General features: G+C 62.6%; 13 protein-coding genes and 1 tRNA gene. 7 read left to right on the plus strand and 7 right to left on the minus strand.

The genetic code is table 11. From position 1 onward, the window contains the following. Positions 1-119: 119 nt before the first annotated feature. Together Q7V20_RS13280 and Q7V20_RS13285 are read right to left on the minus strand one after the other, a co-directional pair. The gene (locus tag Q7V20_RS13280) at positions 120-623 is read right to left on the minus strand and encodes a pyridoxamine 5'-phosphate oxidase family protein (RefSeq protein ID WP_304791806.1); all 504 of its coding nucleotides are present in this window, start codon (positions 621-623) and stop codon (positions 120-122) included. Between the two features lie 322 nt (positions 624-945). Further along, a complete protein-coding gene (locus Q7V20_RS13285; protein WP_304791809.1) occupies positions 946-1131 on the minus strand; it encodes a CsbD family protein in 186 nt (61 codons plus the stop codon). 172 nt (positions 1132-1303) lie between these two features. Between Q7V20_RS13285 and Q7V20_RS13290 the strand changes: the two genes are divergently transcribed. Beyond that, a complete protein-coding gene (locus tag Q7V20_RS13290; protein ID WP_304791811.1) occupies positions 1304-1801 on the plus strand; it encodes an FxDxF family PEP-CTERM protein in 498 nt (165 codons plus the stop codon). Between the two features lie 34 nt (positions 1802-1835). Here the strand turns inward: Q7V20_RS13290 and Q7V20_RS13295 are convergent, their stop codons facing one another. After that, a complete protein-coding gene (locus Q7V20_RS13295; RefSeq protein ID WP_304791814.1) occupies positions 1836-3419 on the minus strand; it encodes an ATP-binding protein in 1584 nt (527 codons plus the stop codon). 264 nt (positions 3420-3683) lie between these two features. On the opposite strand from Q7V20_RS13295, the gene Q7V20_RS13300 reads away from it, so the two are divergent. Then, positions 3684-3992, plus strand: a complete 309-nt coding sequence (locus Q7V20_RS13300) for a hypothetical protein (protein WP_304791816.1) — start codon at positions 3684-3686, stop codon at positions 3990-3992. A 114-nt stretch (positions 3993-4106) separates the two neighbouring features. Here the strand turns inward: Q7V20_RS13300 and Q7V20_RS13305 are convergent, their stop codons facing one another. Beyond that, positions 4107-7121, minus strand: coding sequence for an ATP-binding protein (locus Q7V20_RS13305; protein WP_304791819.1), 3015 nt, complete (start codon positions 7119-7121; stop codon positions 4107-4109). Positions 7122-7242: 121 nt separating this feature from the next. On the opposite strand from Q7V20_RS13305, the gene Q7V20_RS13310 reads away from it, so the two are divergent. The 3 genes from Q7V20_RS13310 (at position 7243) to Q7V20_RS13320 (ending at position 13219) form a co-directional block, all read left to right on the plus strand. Further along, complete coding sequence (locus Q7V20_RS13310) at positions 7243-9693, plus strand: hybrid sensor histidine kinase/response regulator (RefSeq protein ID WP_304791822.1); 2451 nt, start codon at positions 7243-7245, stop codon at positions 9691-9693. Then, positions 9686-10579, plus strand: a complete 894-nt coding sequence (locus Q7V20_RS13315) for a sterol desaturase family protein (protein WP_304791825.1) — start codon at positions 9686-9688, stop codon at positions 10577-10579. Before Q7V20_RS13310 ends, Q7V20_RS13315 begins: the two co-directional genes overlap by 8 nt. Positions 10580-10726: 147 nt before the next feature. Next, a complete protein-coding gene (locus tag Q7V20_RS13320; RefSeq protein ID WP_304791828.1) occupies positions 10727-13219 on the plus strand; it encodes a DNA internalization-related competence protein ComEC/Rec2 in 2493 nt (830 codons plus the stop codon). On the opposite strand, the gene Q7V20_RS13325 is transcribed toward Q7V20_RS13320, so the two are convergent. Next, positions 13207-14511: a hemolysin family protein gene (locus Q7V20_RS13325; protein WP_304791831.1), complete on the minus strand. Its 1305-nt coding sequence runs from the start codon at positions 14509-14511 to the stop codon at positions 13207-13209. The two genes, Q7V20_RS13320 and Q7V20_RS13325, sit on opposite strands and share 13 nt — an antisense overlap. Positions 14512-14574: 63 nt before the next feature. Between Q7V20_RS13325 and Q7V20_RS13330 the strand changes: the two genes are divergently transcribed. Both Q7V20_RS13330 and Q7V20_RS13335 read left to right on the plus strand, forming a co-directional pair. Then, a complete protein-coding gene (locus Q7V20_RS13330) occupies positions 14575-15399 on the plus strand; it encodes a symmetrical bis(5'-nucleosyl)-tetraphosphatase (protein WP_304791834.1) in 825 nt (274 codons plus the stop codon). Between the two features lie 32 nt (positions 15400-15431). Next, a tRNA-Ser gene (locus Q7V20_RS13335) sits at positions 15432-15521 on the plus strand. 808 nt (positions 15522-16329) lie between these two features. Here the strand turns inward: Q7V20_RS13335 and Q7V20_RS13340 are convergent. Both Q7V20_RS13340 and Q7V20_RS13345 read right to left on the minus strand, forming a co-directional pair. Beyond that, positions 16330-16956: a PEP-CTERM sorting domain-containing protein gene (locus Q7V20_RS13340; protein ID WP_304791837.1), complete on the minus strand. Its 627-nt coding sequence runs from the start codon at positions 16954-16956 to the stop codon at positions 16330-16332. A gap of 137 nt (positions 16957-17093) precedes the next feature. Beyond that, the gene (locus Q7V20_RS13345) at positions 17094-17870 is read right to left on the minus strand and encodes a PEP-CTERM sorting domain-containing protein (RefSeq protein WP_304791840.1); all 777 of its coding nucleotides are present in this window, start codon (positions 17868-17870) and stop codon (positions 17094-17096) included. Positions 17871-18177: the final 307 nt, after the last annotated feature.

Raw genomic sequence — 18177 nt, forward strand, 5'->3', positions numbered from 1 at the left:
TTTTCCAACCTGGCTGGTGGTTAAAAACGGCGGCCAAAAAATGCAAAAAGGCGCTCCGGGTCGAACCCCGTGCGCCGATTGTGGCAAAAGAAAGAGTCGGGCGTTGTAGGACGCCGCCGTCAAGTCAGGTGCACTTTTTGGTGGTCTCCCATGTGCTCTGGCTGCTTGCCGGTGATGGCCGCTTTGGCCATCTTGAACAACTGGACCATCTTGCTGCTCTTGATGTCCCAGTATTCTGCTTGCTGGATGTCCACCGCCAGCAAAGCCAGATCCGGGTCATCCACCCCGCCTGGAAACCAGGCTTGCGACATGGTTGACCAGAGTGCTTGCTTTTGCTGGGGGTTGTTGTCCAGGCGTGCTCGGCCACTGATCGACACGTAGCGATCATCCTCAGGCGAGGCGTAGGCCAGATTCACCTTGTGCCGGGCCAGCACGTCGCGAAGGATTTCACTGCGTGCAGAAATGAAGAACCAGAGCACGGTCCCCTCGTCCTCTTTGCGGTTCTGTGTGGTGAGCGGGTGCGAGCGCAGATCGCCGGATTCGGCTTGTGTGGTCAGCATGCCGAAGCGGATGTCGCGGATCAACTTCCACAGTGACTGTTCGGATGTGGTGGATGTGGTCATGGGGTGTCTCCAGTTCCAGGTTTGGCCGGGTGATGATCGAGCGCAACGCCATGGGCGTGGGCATCACTGGGGGTTCGTGCACAGGAATCTTGATCTCGTCAGGAGGCGGGTCTTCCACTTCCGGTGGCGGCAGATCTGGCCCTGGCGGTGGCGGGGTTGGGTTCGGCTGCGGTGTGTGCGGCGGGACAGGTGACGGCGACGGAGCAGGGCCCAGGCGCGGGCGAGGGAGAAGGTGGTTGTTCATGGACTCAGCAGGCAGGGGGTGCCGTAAAAATGACGCGCAGGGATGGAGCGACGAGGGTTTCGTCACTCCTCGGATGCATCAGGCCTTGTCAATGGCGTCCTTGACCTTCTCTTTGGCATCGCCGTAACCAGCCTTGACCTTGCCGGTCAGTTGGTCGGCCTTGCCTTCGGCTTTCAGGCGGTTGTTGTCAACGGCTTTGCCCACGGTTTCCTTGATCTTGCCCTTGACTTCTTCAGCTCGGCCGGACACTTGGTCTTTGTTCATGGTCAAACTCCTGATGGATGGGTTGGGCGAGTTCACCGTGATCTCGCCTTCATCCCATCAGGCAAATGGCAGGCCCACGCCAGAAAAAAATCACCGGGTGTTAAATGGGCATGACCTTTGCTCTATCAAATCCGAACTCGATCTGAGTTCGTCTTTTACTGGGGGAATACACATGGGCCTGAAACTTCTAGCTGTCGCGCTTGCCAGCGTCTTGGCATTCAATGCGCACGCCAACACCACTGATTGGGGAACACACGGCACGTTGGAGCTGGGCAGCAACCTGTCCGAGCCTGGTGACATTGACGACATCTTCACTTTTGTGCTGGGCGAAGGCGCCAGCGTGGTCAGTTCTGCTGTGGCGCTTGGCTCGCCCGGCTTGCTGAACATTGAAAATGGAACGGTCAAGCTCTACAGAGAGTCCGGTGTCGAGGATGCCTTCCTGGGCAGCTATGCCTTTGATGGCACCACGGGCAGCACGTTTCACACGTTTGACATCACCGCGCCCGGTGCTTATTACTACAACGTGGTGGGCCAGGCCACGGGTGGGTTTGGCGGGTTTTACTCGCTGAGCTCGGCCACTACCCCGGTCCCAGAACCCACCACCCTGGCGATGGCGCTGGCTGGCCTGGTGGCTGCGGGCAGCATGTACCGCCGCCGACATCAGTCTTGAGCTGGTGAAAAAGGCGCTCCGAAAAGCGCCTTTTTCACATTGAGACCCTCCGGTTCGCACTTTTATCCAGGGCGGTTTCCAAGGTCTGCAGCACCATCTGAGAGTCAATGGGTTTGCCCACATGCTCGTCAAAGCCTGCAGCCAGGGCGCGCTGCCGGTCTTCCTTGCGCGAAAACGCGGTCAAGGCCAGGGCCACCAGCCGAGGCCGTTGCAAACGCGCTTCCAGTTCGCGCACCCGGTGGATGAAGGCGTAGCCATCTTCGTCCGGCATGGCGATGTCCGAGATCAAGGCGTCGGGTTGTTCTTCGAGGGGGGCGTGGGCCAGGTGCTCGTAGGCGCCGGCCGCGCGGTCAAAGCTGCGCAATTCGACTTTGGCGTCTCGCAGCAGCAGCTCCAGGATCTCTCGGCCATCCGGATCATCTTCAACCACCATCACGCGCTTGCCGGCCAATGCGCTCAAGGACAGTTGTTGCTGCGTTGCGTTGTGGAGGGGCAGGTGGATCTGGTCGGGCAACTCGATGGTGAAGGTGGAGCCCAGCCCCACGCCGTCGCTGCGCGCTTCGATGCGGCCGCCGTGTAGCTCAATCACCTGTTGAGCCAGTGACAGGCCCAGGCCCAGGCCGCTCTGGCGACGGGTGCTGGAGCTGTCGGCCTGTTGAAAGCGGTTGAACAAAAATGGCAGCTGCGTTGGTGTCAGGCCGATGCCGCTGTCTTTCACTTCAATGGCCACCGAGTGGTGGGTGCGCAGTGTGCGGACGTGGACGGTGCCATCCTCCGGCGAGAACTTGATGGCGTTGGACAGCAGGTTGGTCACGGCTTGGCGCAAACGGTTCACATCGGCCGAGACGGCGTCAATGCTGTCATCGTGGCTCACCTCCAGGGTGATTCGCTTGGTGGCCGCCCGGTCGTGCATGGAGGCTGTTGCGTCATCGACCAGGGAGGCCAGGTTGGCCCGGCCCCATTGCAACTCAAAGGTACCGCAAAGGATGCGTTGGCTGTCCAGCAGATCGTCCACCAGTCGGGCTTGCGCCTGGGTGTTGCGGTCGATGGCGTCCAGGGCTTTTTCTTGCAACGCGTTGAGCGGACCGGCCCGCCGCAACACATGGGCCCAGCCGCGCAGGGCGTTCAGTGGCGAGCGAAGTTCATGGGTGACCACGGCCAGGAATTCGTCTTTGGACAAGGCCAATGCTTCGGCCTCGCGTCGGGCCATTTGCTCGCGTTGCAGCATTTGCTCGCGTTGGATCTCGGCTTGTTTGCGCTCGGTGATGTCTTCGGCAATGCCACCCACCCGAACCGCCTGGTCAAGGGCGTTGCGCACGTAAAAACGCCGATCGCGGATCCAATGGAGTTGCCCCTGGGCATCCAGGATCTGGTACTCACGCACCGAGTTCTCGGATGCCGCGGTGTCCGCGAAGAAGGGGATGGGCAGCAGGTGCTTGTCGGCGTCCACCACGGCCTGACGCCACAGGGTCGGATCCTTCAGCAAGGCATCGCTGCCAACGCCCCAGAAACGCTCGAAGCGCGAGTTGACGTAGAGCAACTGCCGAGTGGTCAAATCGGCCAGCCAGAACACGTCATCGCTGCTTTCTGTGAAGCGCTGGAATGGCATCTCACTCATCACAAGTTCAAAGGCTTGTGCGGTGGCGGAAGAAACCTGATGGCTTGTCATAACGGACCGCGCGAGCAGTGCTCCTCTTTGCGTGCTTGTGCAAGGCCATGTTTCTCATCCGCGCAGCCGCTCGATGCAGCAGCACTTACATGGCCTAGAAAATCTTGCCGATTTTTGGCTTGAAAACCTGGGTTTTCATTGGTTTCGTGCATGTCATGCACAAGGCATGCCATTTGCCAGATTGGGCTGTCTTTTCAACTCAGGAGAATCTCGATGAATGACAGAACGCAAACCCTGCTTCAGGACAGCGATGCTTTCGATTCCGGCGCTGCTGTGGATCGGGTAGCGCAACGGGCCCATGATGCGATTGACAGCGTTGCCGCGAAGGCCAAGCCTGCGGTTGAGCGCGTTCACTCCGCAGCCAGCCAGGCCGCTGATGCCTTGCATGCCAAAGCCGATACCTTGGGTGAACTGGAAGGGCAATGGCTGGACAGTGCCCGTGCGCACATCCGAGAACAGCCTTTGACATCCATGGCCATTGGTCTGCTCGCCGGTGTGTTGCTGAGCCGATTGGCCCGTTGAGGCAGGGTGGCGAATCAGCATGGACTGCGGGGTCATGTCGGTGCTCTTTCAGGGGGCAAGCCAGATTGGCTTGAACACCCTTATGTCAGCAATGGCCATGCCCAAAGGCGTTGTTCAAACCTTGTTCATCAGCTGTTCCAAGGCCGACGGGTCCACCGGCTTGACCAAGTGGGCATCAAAGCCCGCTTCCAGGGCCTGGGCCACGTCCTTGGGTTGACCATAGCCTGACAAGGCCACCAGTTGTCCCTTGTAGCCAGCCTGGCGGATGAGTTGAGCGGCCTCATAGCCGTTCAGCTTGGGCAGGCCGATGTCGATCAATGCGATGTCCGGTCGCGTATCGATCACCAGTTGGGCGCCAGCCTGACCATCTTCGGCAGTGAACACGCTGTGTCCCGCCAGGGCCAGCAGCACCTGCAGGGCTTCGCGAACATCCTCGTTGTCCTCGACCACCACCACGTGCCGATTCGCCGTTGAGGTGTTCGCCGGGCTGGGAAGGGCAGTGCTTGCCGACACCACCAGCGGCAGCCGAACGACGAAGGTGCTGCCTTGCTGGTGCCCTTGGCTGCGGGCAGCCACGTTGCCGCCATGCAGTTCGGTCAGGCGGCGCACCAGGGTCAGGCCGATGCCCAGGCCACCTTGCCGACGGTCCAGCGATCGGTCGCCTTGCACGAACAGATCAAATACCCGTGACAGCAGCGGCTCGGTCATGCCCACGCCGCTGTCGCAGACTTCCAGCACGCCCATGTCGCCTTCCTTGCGCACGGTGGCCTTGACGTGTCCGCCGTCGGGGGTGTACTTCAGTGCGTTGGTCAGCAGGTTGTAGATGATCTGCTCGATGCGCGTGCCGTCGGCCTGCACCCAGACCTCTTCCAGTTCGGTCTCCAGTGTGTGGGCCTTCAGCATGCCGGACACCTCCAGCGTGGTCACCAGGCGCTGCGTGGCCTGGGCCAGGTCCAGGGGGTGGCGGGTCAGCATGATCTTGCCGGTGATCACGCGGGCCACATCCAGCAAATCGTCCATCAGGCGTGCCAGATGCCGGGTCTGGCGGGCGATGATCTGGCGGGCGCTCAGGGCCGCGGGGTTTTCGGAACCCAATCGGTTGAGCACTTCGGAGGCGGCTGCAATGGCGCCCAGGGGATTGCGCAATTCGTGGCCCAGCATGGCCAGGAATTCGTCCTTGGCGCGGTTGGCGTTTTCAGCCTCCACGCGCGCGGCCTGCTCTCGGGCCACGAAGTCGGCCCGGGCCAGTTCCACTGACTTTTGCTGCGTGGCATCCACCATCACGCCGATCATGTGCAAGGGCTGGCCGGAGTCGTCGTACTTCAGCACCACGCGGCCTGACAGCCAGCGCACAGACCGATCCGGCGGGCAGGTGCGGAACTCGAACACGGCTTGCTCTTGCTTCTGGCTCGTGGCCGCCTGCAGATTGTCCTGAACCTGTTGGCGATCTTTCTCGTCAATGAGTTTGAGCCAGGCGTCCCAGGTGCCTTCGAACTCGGCGAGCTTGATGCCGAACAGCGGGGCCATGCCCGATGTCCAGGTGGTGCGGTCGGGCACGAACTCGTAATCGAAGAAACCCACGTGGCCGGCGGCCTGTGCCAGCTCCACCATGTGCTGGCTTTCGCGCAGGCGGCGCTCGGCGGTGACCAGCGCCTCTTCGGCGTGTTTGCGCTCGGTGATGTCGGTGTAGGCTCCAATCGCCCCGCGAGGGCGGCCACTGTGGTCGTACAAGGGCACGGCATGGGCAATCAAACGCAAGGTTCGGCCGTCCTGGTGCACCACGTCCAATTCGACGTCGCTGGTTTTGGCGCCGGTCAGGGCCGCGTGCTTCAAGGGTTGCTCATCGGGCAGCAGTTCTTGCCCTTCTTTGAGCACCAGGTGTGGTGGCAGGTGGCCGTCTTCCAGCTCATTGAACATGGCGGCCAGCGCGGGGTTGCGCAGGACGCTGTGGCAGTCCTTGTCCTGCGCGATGGCCAGGCCGATGGGGCTGCTCTGGAACAGGGTTTCAAACTCATCGGCCTTGGCCTGCAGTCGCTCGCGGGCCAGCTCGCGTTGCAGTTCCAGCACGCGCAGTGCGCTTTGCAGCAAGGCGAGCTCTCGCACCTCGCTGGGATGTTGCACGGCCTGTGGCCCACCCTCTGCCAATTGCTGCAGGGGTTTGGTCACGCGCCTGGCCACCAGCATGGCCAGTGCCAGGCCCGCAGCGAGGGACAACATCCCGGCGCCCAGCGCGGTGGCGATCGAGCGGGCATGGTTGCGGTCGATGGGCGCGGCAGGCACGCCCACGCCAATGCCCCAGCCGGCCTTGGGGATGCGTTTCCAGGCCACGTACACATCGGTGCTGTTGTCGCCCGCCACCTGAGCGCGCTGAATCCCTGCGATCTGGTCCCCCATCACCTGACGCGCGGCCAGCGGCACGGGTTGACCGACAAAGCGTTGGGGGTCCAGGCTGCGCGCGATGATCTGAAAGCGCGAGTCGAAAATCGACACGAAGCCACCAGGCGCGATGGAGACCCCACTCATCAGCTTCTGCCAATTGGCGGGTGTGATCCAGGCCCCCAGCGCGTACTTGACTTTGCCTTGCACGAACACGGGCACCAGAACCCCGGTGGTGCGTTGTCCGTTGGGCCCCTCCATCAGGCTGGTGACTTCGGGCTCGCCGGTGCGGATCAAGCGCTGCAGGGCTGAAAGGTCGCTGATTTTCTCCAGCGGTTTGCCCAAAGGTTGGCGGGTGTTGAAGATGACATCACCGCTCAGCTCGACCAGGTAGGCGCTGCTCCAGGTGCTGCGCATCTTGGGCAGGGCGGTGAGCGTGGCAAAAAAGCCGGCCACGTCGTCCCGCTGCAGGGAATCGGAATACGAGAGGATGGCCAGGGCGTCGATCGACGACACCATTTCGCGCTCGACCGTGAGCGCGAAGGTGGACGCGGTGCGCAGCAAACTGTCTTCCAGCGCCTTGTTGCCTGCCAGCGTTTCCTGGACAACCAGGTAGCAGGCCAGCCCGGACATGGGCACCGTGGCCACGATGATGACCGCAGTGAGGTAGCCGCGCAGCGAGGCCAACGGCCAGTGGAAGAGGCCGTGCAACTTGCTCAGGCGAGACCGCAGATTCTGCAAGAAATGGGGCATGGGGTTTGCATCAGCCAACAACCCCGCCATGTTGACACAGGCTGATCAGGCCTGCTCCTGGGGCCCGGCCGGTTGTAGACTGCCAAGGATTCCCTGGCGGTCGGCGTATCGGAGACAAGGCTTGAGCGGTTCAGCTGAAAAAAAGTCCTGGCGTTGGCATGGTGTGGTGCTGGCGGGGGTGGTGGTGGGCATGGGCACGCGGGCCTTGCTGCAGCCCTGGCTGGCCGATGCCGTTCCTTTTGTCCTGGCGTTCACCTCGCTGATCGCGGTGCAGGCTGTGGCCGGGCGGGCGGCGGCGATCTGGACGGCCATGGGTTGCGCGGTGTGGGCGCTGATCCCGGGCCTGAATCCTCACCCCAGCCATCTCCACGTCGCCATCTTTGTCATGTCGGCACTGGCGGTGGTTTTTTTTCTGGAGCGTTTCATCGGCGTGAGCCGACCCGATGCCGCGGACGATGACACCTCGGTGCCGTCTGAAGGCTCCTTGTGGTGGTTGCGCATGTGGATCGCCATGTCGCTGGTCCTGCCAGTGGTGTTTTTCTGCAGCATCGCCTGGTACACACGGGGTCAGATCCTGGATGAGGGGCACGCCCGGGTTGACCGCGCGGCCACCATCGTGCGGGAGCACGCCTCGCGCGTCATCGAAACCAATGGCGTCATTGTCAATTTCATCCTGGACGAGCTGGGTTCGCAATCAGCCGCCGGCATCCGTGCCCGGGAAGAAGCCTTGCATCGCAAGCTGGTGCAAGCTGCCTCCGAGGTGGAACAGGTCCGCTCCATCTGGATCTGGGGGGGCGATGGCAGCCCGCTGGTGTCCAATCGCCTGTTCCCTGTGCCAAAGGATTTGAACGTCAATGACCGGGATTACCTGGTCTTTTGTGACCAGAAGTCGGACAACTGGTACATCTCCAACCTGGCCATTGGGCGCACCACCGGTCGAACGTTCTTCAACGTCAGTCGGTGCAGGCGGGCGGAGGATGGCAGCTTGCTGGGCGCGGTGGCCGTGTCCCTGCTGCCACAGTACTTCACCGATTTCTACCGGAAGATGGCCGAGTCTGAACCCGGCCTGAACGTGACCTTGATGCGAGACGATGGCACGGTCCTGGCCCGCTATCCCGCCGCTGACCCCAATGCTCGGCCAACGCCTCTGGCGGAGAGGGGCGAGCCAACCGGCGATGCTGGGCCACTGGTTTCGTTGCGGCGGCTGGAGCCGTATTCGGTGCATGTCACAGCCTCCATCGACCGCGCGGCCTTGCTGGCCGAGTGGCAAAGTCGCGTGGCGGTGCTGGCCGCTGCCACCTTCCCGGCGGGGCTGGCACTGGCCTATGTCGCCTCGGTGGCGTTGCGACGCGCCTCCAGAGAATTGAAGGCCGTGCGCCGCCTGCAGGAAGAGTCCGAGCAAAGGCGGCGGGCAGAAGAAGCGCTTCGGCATTCCCAGAAGCTGGAAGCCCTGGGCCAGCTCACCGGCGGGGTGGCGCACGACTTCAACAACCTGCTGATGGTGGTCAACACCAATGCCTACCTGATGGGGCAGTTGTACCCCGCCGTCAAGGACAGCAAGCCGCTGGGGGCCATCAACCGGGCCGTGACCGCAGGCACCAAGTTGACGCGGCAACTGCTGGCGTTTTCGCGCCGCCAGGCCCTCAGGCCGGAAACGGTCTTGCTGCAAGACAGCCTGCCCGCCCTGTCTGACCTGTTTCGAACCACCTTGGGCGGCGCCGTGCAGTTGAGCATCGAGCTGGCGGCCGACACGCATCCGCTGCTGGTCGACCCTGCCGAACTGGAACTGGCCTTGCTGAACCTGGTCATCAATGCCCGGGATGCCATGCCCAGCGGCGGCCAGCTGATCATCAGCTCTCGCAACCTGAGCGCTGCTGAACTGGTGGCCGACGGCTCTTCGCTGGTGGGGCCTTCCGTTGAATTGGTGGTGACCGACACCGGCTCGGGCATTCCGGAGGCCATCCGCGATCGCATTTTCGAACCCTTCTTTTCGACCAAGTCGCCGGGCGAGGGCACGGGCCTGGGCCTCAGCCAGGTTTACGGCTTTTGCGTGCAGGCCAAAGGCGAGGTGCTGGTCAGGTCGAACCCTGGTGAAGGCACCAGCGTGCTGATGCGGCTACCGTTGAATCGCGCAGCCGAGGTCGAAGCCGTGCCCGAGGTGGCAACGGTGGCGGTACCCCCCCTGGTGGCCAGGGTGCTGCTGGTCGAGGACAACCCCGAAGTGGCCGAGGCCACCTGCGAGTTGATCCGCATGCTCGGGTGTCAGGTCACTCACCTGGACAGCGCCGACGCCGCGCAGCCCTGGCTGGCGGACCACCACCAGAGTGTTGACTTGGTCATCAGCGATGTCATCATGCCGGGGCAAACCAGTGGCATTGACCTGGTGGCCATGATCCGGCGCGAGTACCCCAGCCTGGCCGTGCTGCTGGTCACGGGTTACACCAAGGAGCTGTGCCGGGCCATCGAAGAAGGCATTGCCGTGCTGCCCAAGCCCTTTGGTGCGGAAACCTTGCAACAGGCCATGCAAGGTGCTTTGAACAAGGCCAGTCGTGCAACCACCCACCATGAATAGCCAGCTCAACACCATTGATGCCATCCTTTTGTTCGTGGTGGTGCCCGCGATCGTGCTGGCCTCCCTGCTTGAGGCCTGGGTGCTGTCCCGCCGGGCTCGCTACGACTGGCGTGCCTCGGGCATCTCCTTCCTGGACTTGGTGCTGCGCATCACCATCAACCTCACCGTGCCCCTGGCCTTGTCCACGCCCGTCACGCAATGGGCGCAGGAGCACCGCCTCGCCACCCTGCAACTGGATGGCTGGCAGACCGTGTTGCTGTTGTTCGTGGGCCAGGAGTTTTGCTACTACTGGTTCCACCGTGCGGCCCACCGAGTGCGATGGTTCTGGTGCAACCATTCGGTCCACCACTCGCCCAATGACCTGAACCTGACGGCCGCCGTGCGCATCGGCCTGTTCGGCAAGCTCACCGGCACCTTCATCTTCTTTGCACCCCTGGTGTGGCTCGGCTTTGAGCCCCGGCTGGTGGCGCAGACCCTGACCTTGAACCTGCTGTACCAGTTCTGGATCCATGCCACCTGGATCCCCAAGCTGGGCTGGATGGAGTACGTGTTCAACACCCCATCGGCCCACCGTGTTCACCATGCCAGCAATCCCCAATACCTGGATGCCAACTACGGTGGCGTGCTGATCATTTTTGACCGCCTGTTTGGCACTTACGTGGCCGAGCGCGATGACATCCCCATCCGCTACGGCTTGGTCAAGCCGCAGCGCAGCTACAACCCCTTGCGCGTCGAGTTTGACGCGTGGATCGAGCTGGGCCGTGACATGCTCAAGGCCCCCAGCCTCAAGGCGGCATTGATGCACGTGGTGATGCCGCCGGCCTGGCAGCCACCAGGCCGCGCCGTCCCGGTTCCACCCTCATCGATCGACACGGTACGCGACTGACCCCAGCCCCTGGGGGCTTTGTCCATCACCTGTTGGGGTGGTCTGCCAGTGGGCGGTTGACAGCAACAATCTGCTTCTTTCCAGACGCAGCCGCTGAGACCGCTTGATGACCCACGACGCCAGTCCACCTCACGCTCCCAGCCCCGCATGAACCTGTGGACGACGGCCATGGCCGCGTGGGTGGCGGGTTTGGCATGGCAACTGCAGCAATCCAGCTTGACCGCTTTGGCATGGGCTCAAGGCGCTTGTACTTTGGCCGTGCTGATGGTGCTGGTGAGCGTTTGGCTTGGGCGCGGCAAAGCAGCGCAGCGGCGTGCAGCGTGGCCCTTGGCGTGGCTGGCATGTGTGCTTTTGGCCTGGGGCAGCACCACCTGGCGAGCCCATGTACTGATGCAGCAGACCTTGCCAGCCTCCTGGCAGGACCAGGACTTGTTGCTGGAGGGGCAAGTGCTCGGTCTGCCCACTCTGCGGGGTGGCAGCCTGGGGTTTGATGTGGCGGTTCAAAGTCTGGCGCTGCAGGGCCAGCCCCTGGGGCAAAGCATGCCACGCCGCGTGATGTTGTACTGGCGGATGGGCGATGCCCTGCCCCAGGTGCAGGCCGGCCAGGTCTGGCGCTGGACGGTGCGTTTGCTGGCCCCTGTGCCCACGGGCAACCCTGGTGGCTTTGACGCGGCGCTGTGGTTGCTGGACAAGGGCGTGCGAGCCACCGGCTCGGTCCGCACCAGGAAAGGCGAGGCGCCGAAGCTGTTGCAATCGCCCAGCCATTGGTGGTCGGCCGGTGCGGTGGACCGGCTCAGGCAGACCATCCGCGAGGCCATCCAGCACCAAGTGCCCGATGCGCGCCAGGCCGGTGTGCTGGCCGGACTGACCATCGGCGACCAGTCGGCCATCGACCGGGAAGACTGGGATGTCTTCCGCAAAACTTCGATCGCGCATTTGATCAGCATCAGCGGCTTGCACATCGCCATGGTGGGTTGGATGGGCAGCATGCTGTTGGCCCGGTTGTGGCGGCGCAGCGCCTGGCTGATGCACCATTGGCCCGCGCCAGTCGCGCAATTGGTCGGTGGCGTGCTGGTGGCCACGGCCTATTCGCTGCTGGCCGGTTGGGGTGTGCCTGCGCAACGCACGGTCTGCATGATGGCCGTCTGGGCGCTGCTGCGCATCGGCGGCCGCCCCTGGCCTTGGCCCCCGGTCTGGCTGGCGGCGGCCGTGGTGGTCACCGTGATGGACCCTTGGGCCTTTTGCCAGGCAGGTTTCTGGCTGTCGTTTGTCGCGGTGGGTGTGCTCATGTCCAGTGGCACGGCACTTGAATCGGCTTCGCCTGGCGACAAGTCATGGCGCACACGCGCCTCAAACATGGTCCGAGCCCTGGTTCACACGCAGTGGTTGACCACCTTGTCGTTGACGCCTCTGGCGGCGGTGTTTTTCCAGCAAGTGTCGGTGGTCGGCTTTGCCGCCAATTTGCTGGCCATCCCGGTGTTCACCGCGTTGATCACCCCATTGGCGCTCGGCGGCGTCGTCTGGCCTGCCTTGTGGAGCGTGGCCGCGTGGCTGGTGTCCATGACCGTCAAAGTGCTGGCCTGGATGGCCCACTGGCCGTGGGCCGCCACCCACGTGCCCATGCTGCCCATGGGCTTGTCGGTGCTCGTGGTCCTGGCGGCAGCGGCCCTCGTGCTGCCCGTGCCCTGGCGCTGGCGTCTGGCAGGCCTGCCGGCCTTGCTGTTGTTGCCGTTTTTGCCTAGCCAATGGTCGCTGGTGCCGCCGCCGGTGCCGGGCCAGTTCAGCGTTGTGGCGGCGGATGTGGGGCAGGGCACCTCGGTGCTGGTTCGCACTGCGCGGCACGCTATGGTGTTTGACGCGGGCCCGAAGGTGGGTGACCAAAGTGATGCTGGCCAGCGCGTGGTGGTGCCCTTGCTGGTGGCCTTGGGCGTGACCCAGCTCGATGAGCTGATCATCAGCCACCGCGATGCCGACCACGTGGGCGGCGCAGCCTCGGTCGTGCGCGAGGTGCCGGTGGCGTTGTTGCGTTCATCGCTGGAAGACGAGCACCCCTTGCGCCAGACCATGGTGCGCGGCGAGCCTTTGCGTCATCGTCGGTGCGAAGCGGGCCAGCATTGGCAATGGGATGGCGTCGATTTCAGCGTGCTGCATCCCCGCGCCGAAGACTATGAGCGTCGTGCTGATCTGTCACCCAATGCCCTGTCGTGTGTGGTGAGGATTCAGGCCAAGGCCTTGCCCGGGCGCGAGGCCGCCAGCGTGCTCCTGGCCGGTGACATTGAAACCCAGGAAGAGGCCGACATGGTGGCTCGGGCTTCTGCAAGTCTGCCCAGCACGGTCCTGGTGGTGCCCCATCACGGCAGCAAAACCTCGTCCACCGAGGCGTTCCTGCAGGTGGTGCGCCCGGCACAAGCCGTGATCCAGGTGGGGCGGCGCAACGGCTACGGCCACCCCTCGCCCGAGGTGGTGGCCCGTTACGACGAACTTGGCATGGCACGGGTGGCCACGCCCGCTTGCGGCGCGTTCTTGTGGAACAGCAGTGACGAACCGCTGGCGCAACCACAAGCACTCAAGCTGGATCCCGCACAGCAGCTTCGCGTGGGCGAATGCTGGCGCCAGCGATCCCGCCACTATTGGGATTGAAGCTCTTCCTCAGGCAGGGGCGAGGCCAGCAGCTTGTCGATGCGCTTGCCATCCATGTCCACCACCTCGAAGCGCCAGCCGTCCCATTCGACGGTGTCGGTGGTTTGTGGCAGGCGGCCCAGCAGCATCATCACCATGCCGGCCAAGGTGTTGTAGCGGCCCCGGTCTTCATCGGGCAGCGCCTTGAAGCCCAGGCGGTCTTTCAACTCAGGCACCGGGATCAGGCCATCGACCAGCCAGGAGCCATCTTCGCGTTGAACCGCCCAGCTGTTCTCGTCCTGCGGCGTGGTGAACTCGCCTGTGATGGCTTCCAGCACATCGCGCAAGGTGATCACACCCTGCACCTCGCCGTACTCGTCCACCACGAACACCATCTGCACCGCCGACGCGCGGAAGTGGTCCAGCAATTCCATGCCTGACAAGGTCTCGGGCACGAACACCGCCGGTTGCAGGCCTTGCGACAGGTCGTTGCTCACGCCCTGGGTGATCTGGTGCAGCAACTGCTGTGCGGTGATCACGCCCAGCACATCGTCCAACCCACCGCGGCACACCGGGTAGCGTGAATGCCCGTGCAGCGCGATGATCGCCAGGTTCTGCTTCATTGATGAATCCAGGTTCAGCCAGGCGATGTCGCTGCGTGGGATCATCATTGAGCCCACTTGCCGGTCGTCCAGGCGGAACACATTGCGCACCATCTGGTGCTCATTGGCCTCGATCACGCCAGCGTCCAGGCCTTCTTCCAGGCTGGCATTGATTTCCTCTTCGGTCACCCCGCGGCCGCCGTTGTCTTGCACGCCCATCAGCTTCAGCAGGCCTTCGGTGCAGGCGGTCAACAGGTGCACAAAGGGTTTGGTCAGTCGTGACAGCCACTTCATGGGCCGTGCCACCAGGCGGGCCACGGGCTCCGGGTACATCTGGCCCACGCGTTTGGGCACCAGTTCACCAAAAATGATGGTGATGAACGTGATGATCATCACCACCAGGCCGGTGGCCGTGATGGCGGCAACATTCTCGCTGAGGTGAAACTGGGTCTGCAGCCACACCGACAAGCCGCCGGAAAACGCCGCATCGCCCACGATACCGTTCAGCACCCCTATCGAGGTGATGCCAATTTGCACGGTCGATAAAAACTGGGTGGGGTTGTCATGCAACTCCATGGCCACCTTGGCGCCAGCATCGCCGGTTTCGGCCATCACCTGCAGCCGCGCCTTGCGGCTGGCGGCCAGGGCCATCTCTGACATGGCAAACAAGCCGTTGAGAATCGTCAGAAAAATTAAAAGCGCAACGTCCATGTGGGGCGCCGGGCGTCGCCGGGCCATCAATTTTCACCGCCGAAGCGTAGCAGAATCGGTGCCATGATCTACCTCGTTGGCGATTTGCAAGGCTGTTGTGACCCTCTTGAGCGGTTGCTGGCCACGATTGACTTCTCTCCCTCGCGGGACCGGCTCTACCTTTTGGGTGACCTGGTGAACCGGGGGCCCGACTCATTTGGCGTGCTGAAAAGGCTGCGCAGCCTGGGCGATTCAGCGGTTTGCCTGCTGGGCAACCACGATTTGCACCTGCTGGCCGTGGCGCATGGCGTGCGCAAACCGCACCGAAGCGACACCCTGGACAGCATTTTGTCGGCCCCCGACCGGGATGACTGGCTGAACTGGCTGCGACACCGCCGGATGGCGGTCTGGGAGCACGGCTGGTTGATGGTGCACGCCGGAGTGGTGCCCCAATGGGATGCGGCCCAAACCGTCAGCCTGGCGGGTGAGGTTGAGGCGATGTTGCAAAGCCCCGACGTTGGCGATTTCCTGAACGTCATGTATGGCGCCCAGCCCAACCGCTGGCAAGACGATTTGCAAGGCCCGGATCGGTGGCGTTGCATTGTCAACAGCCTGACGCGCCTGCGCTTTTGCGCCGCCGATGGCACGATGGAATTTGCGACGAAGGACGGCGCAGGCGAGGCGCCACAGGGTTTTTCTCCCTGGTTCAAGCTGCCGGGGCGGCGCACGGCCCATACCCCGGTGGCTTTCGGGCATTGGTCGACCTTGGGTTTGATCAACACCGACATGTTGCTGTCGCTGGACACGGGTTGCGTTTGGGGCGGGCAGTTGAGCGCCGTCCGGATTGACGGGGCCACGCGGGAGTTGATCCAGATTGATTGCCCCCAGTCGCAAAAGCCAGGAAAGTAGGGCTGGCCTTGGATTACAATGCAGCCCTTCCAGGAAGTGTGGCCGAGTGGTTTAAGGCTCTAGTCTTGAAAACTAGCGTAGGGGCGACCTTACCGTGAGTTCGAATCTCACCGCTTCCGCCAAGTCTCTCAGCAGGCTGTTCAGCTTTGCTCCCGTGGCTTGTTGGCGTTTCGTTCAAGAAACGCTTCAATGATCTGTTCCACCGGGTTAACACCTGCCAATTCAGCGATCAGTGCCTGATCTTCAATTGGCATAGGTGTGCTTCGTTGCGCCAGTTGCTCCCCCCGCTATTGAATGGCTTCGTCGATTACAGGCCCCGACCAGGGCCCAGGTGCCGCGCTGAAGATCGCATTGAAGAACTGATCCATCCGCAAGCTTGGGGGCGAGGGCCCAAAGACCTCTTGGCGTCGCTTCAGGGGCTTCATCAGGGATTGGCGGTTCAGGCGCTTTGAATTGCCTCGGCTTCCCTAGGCACCGCAGAGCAGGCGGACGAAAGTTGCATTGTGATCCCTGCCATAAGCTTTGTGTAGCGTGGGGTTGGATGTTGAGCTTCGAGTACGTCTGAGGTGAGTCAGTACTCGACAGCGACTCGGTCTAATGCGCCTTCAATAGCGTTGCCGTGAATCACGATTTAGGCAGCGAACTCTGCTATATCCGCTTTCAATTCCCGGTAAGAATTGTCCATGCTGCGACTGGCCCAGCCAAGATGGTTTCGCGCAATCAGGTGGTGGCCCACCTCCGGCAGCGACGTAGGTTGGGCAGCAGGGGTGTGCCCAGCTACTACACCCATGAACCTGATCGGCTGGTGGTCAGGACGCCACAACGTGCGCCAATCGGTGCGATCTGGCCTCGCTGGACTTGAACTTTATTTGAGAAACGTTTAAGGCAGTGGTGGCGCCCTCACCAAGTCGCAAGATGCGGCGTGCTTTCTCAGGCCCTGCGCTTCGCCTTCGTGACTGCTGCGACACCGCAGAACCCCAGAGCCATCAAAACCCAGGAGCCAGGCTCGGGCAGATTGGTGGCTGGCGTGAAGGCATTGAGGTAGGCGACCTGATCGGCCGCGCCCACCACCAGCACACCAAAGTTCAACGGTGAAGCATTGCTGCTCAGCCATTTGCCTGTGAGCTCCATGGTGTATGTGCCAGCTGCCAGCGCGGTGGTCAAGGTATAGCCTTTGGCAAAATCCACATTGCACCTGCCGCCGGAGTTGCAACTGGCCCTGGTGCCGTTGAAGCTCGGGTCGAGGCTGGCCGTGCCCAGGAGCTGCTGACTTGAGTTCAGCAAGGTGAGGTTGTCAACAGCCAGGCCGTGAGCATACTGATCTAACCAGTGGGTGTTGCCCACTTCGCGCATGTCGATGCGCACTGTCGCGTCGCTGGCCAGCGAAAACGTCAGCTGGCGATCATATTGCTGCGCGTAACTGCGGGCATCGTTGTCCACGAAGGTGGTGAAGGTGGTGACAGTCCCAAGGTCGACCGTGGGTGCTGTGGTGGCCGCCTGTGCCAGCAGTGTCGAGCCAAGGCCCGCGATGACCATGATGGCCGATGACAGTTTCATGTGGTTTCCTCCTGAATGTGCTCCCTTCGAGCTGGGCTTCAAAGGGGATTGAGCCTTATTCTAGTGTGCCCACCAGGGTCACCCAATCCCCGAAGAGAGTGGCGCGAAAACCCTCGGAAGACCTTGTCATGAAAAAATCAAGAAGAGGCGCATGAGCATCGAGCTGGGCCGGGGCAGCCACAGGGTGAGCCGCTCGCAGTTTGAGCGCTGGCTCGACAGCGGCGACGGCGCGCGGCCGCCAGGCCCATGATGCCGCTCAGGCCCAGGCCCAGCATGGCCGTGGTGCTAGCCTCGGGCACTGAAGAGATGGTGTTGCGCGTGAGGGCAAAGATGCCAGCGTCAGACGTGGTCATGGCGCTGCTCACCAAGCTCAGGCCGGCGGCCTGGGTGTAGCGCAGGTGGGCCCAGCCATAGGCGGGGTTCAGCCCTTGGGTGTCGGTGTACGAGAAGCCCAGGTAGATGTCGGGGGCAGTGCCCGTGGACGAGGTCAAGGGATGGACCTGAAAGTATGGATCCTGCTGGGGTTGCTGGAATGAAAAGGCTGTCACTTTCACAAAGGACGGCAGGCTTCCATCGGTCAGGGTGCGGGCCGATATCTCGTCACCCGACTTCACCTGTGCGATGTTCACGCTCTGAACGTAGGTCAGGTAGGACGGCCCTGCGGTGATGTTGGCGTAGCTGCTCTTGCCCGCAGCTACATCCACATACAGGTCGACATAGGGAAAGGGCCAGGAGCCGGTGCCCAGACGGATCGAATACGCCTGCTCGTAGCCGCCGGGCGGAGTACCTCCACCGCTGTAGGTTGGCCCCACTAGCACGTGGTTCTCGATGAGTGTGGCCTGGGCAGCTATGGCCGATGTGGTCAGTGCCACGGCCACGCCAAAGCGGGCCACCTGTTGAACGAAGTGTTGCATGTGTTCTCCCATATGCTGTGAAACGGCAGGGCAGCGAGGCCCTGCTGCGGCATATTGGCATCCGGCAAGTCGGGCAGCTTTGGGGTTTACGCGAGCTTGTAGGGCCTATCCGACGTTGTTCCCGCATGCGCTGCCGGGCTTGATACTGGGCCGTTGAAAAGCCTACCGAATGAAAGGGACTTCCCCGTCCCGAACTATCCGCCAGGTATTGGCGGAAACGGTCTTGAAGGACCAAGATGGGAAGTGCGAAGTCTCCATCAACGGTTCATTCGGAAGGGGAAGTCATGAGCATTATTGCAATCGGCCT

It is taken from the genome of Aquabacterium sp. (assembly GCF_030652515.1).
Classification (GTDB): Bacteria; Pseudomonadota; Gammaproteobacteria; order Burkholderiales; family Burkholderiaceae_C; genus Aquabacterium.

Bases quoted from the DNA above. Each gene is read 5' to 3' on its own strand.
- Q7V20_RS13280 (WP_304791806.1), bottom strand. From the start codon at position 623: ATGACCACATCCACCACATCCGAACAGTCACTGTGGAAGTTGATCCGC.
- Q7V20_RS13285 (WP_304791809.1), bottom strand. From the start codon at position 1,131: ATGAACAAAGACCAAGTGTCCGGCCGAGCTGAAGAAGTCAAGGGCAAG.
- Q7V20_RS13290 (WP_304791811.1), top strand. From the start codon at position 1,304: ATGGGCCTGAAACTTCTAGCTGTCGCGCTTGCCAGCGTCTTGGCATTC.
- Q7V20_RS13295 (WP_304791814.1), bottom strand. From the start codon at position 3,419: ATGAGTGAGATGCCATTCCAGCGCTTCACAGAAAGCAGCGATGACGTG.
- Q7V20_RS13300 (WP_304791816.1), top strand. From the start codon at position 3,684: ATGAATGACAGAACGCAAACCCTGCTTCAGGACAGCGATGCTTTCGAT.
- Q7V20_RS13305 (WP_304791819.1), bottom strand. From the start codon at position 7,121: ATGCCCCATTTCTTGCAGAATCTGCGGTCTCGCCTGAGCAAGTTGCAC.
- Q7V20_RS13315 (WP_304791825.1), top strand. From the start codon at position 9,686: ATGAATAGCCAGCTCAACACCATTGATGCCATCCTTTTGTTCGTGGTG.
- Q7V20_RS13320 (WP_304791828.1), top strand. From the start codon at position 10,727: ATGAACCTGTGGACGACGGCCATGGCCGCGTGGGTGGCGGGTTTGGCA.
- Q7V20_RS13325 (WP_304791831.1), bottom strand. From the start codon at position 14,511: ATGGACGTTGCGCTTTTAATTTTTCTGACGATTCTCAACGGCTTGTTT.
- Q7V20_RS13330 (WP_304791834.1), top strand. From the start codon at position 14,575: ATGATCTACCTCGTTGGCGATTTGCAAGGCTGTTGTGACCCTCTTGAG.
- Q7V20_RS13340 (WP_304791837.1), bottom strand. From the start codon at position 16,956: ATGAAACTGTCATCGGCCATCATGGTCATCGCGGGCCTTGGCTCGACA.
- Q7V20_RS13345 (WP_304791840.1), bottom strand. From the start codon at position 17,870: ATGCAACACTTCGTTCAACAGGTGGCCCGCTTTGGCGTGGCCGTGGCA.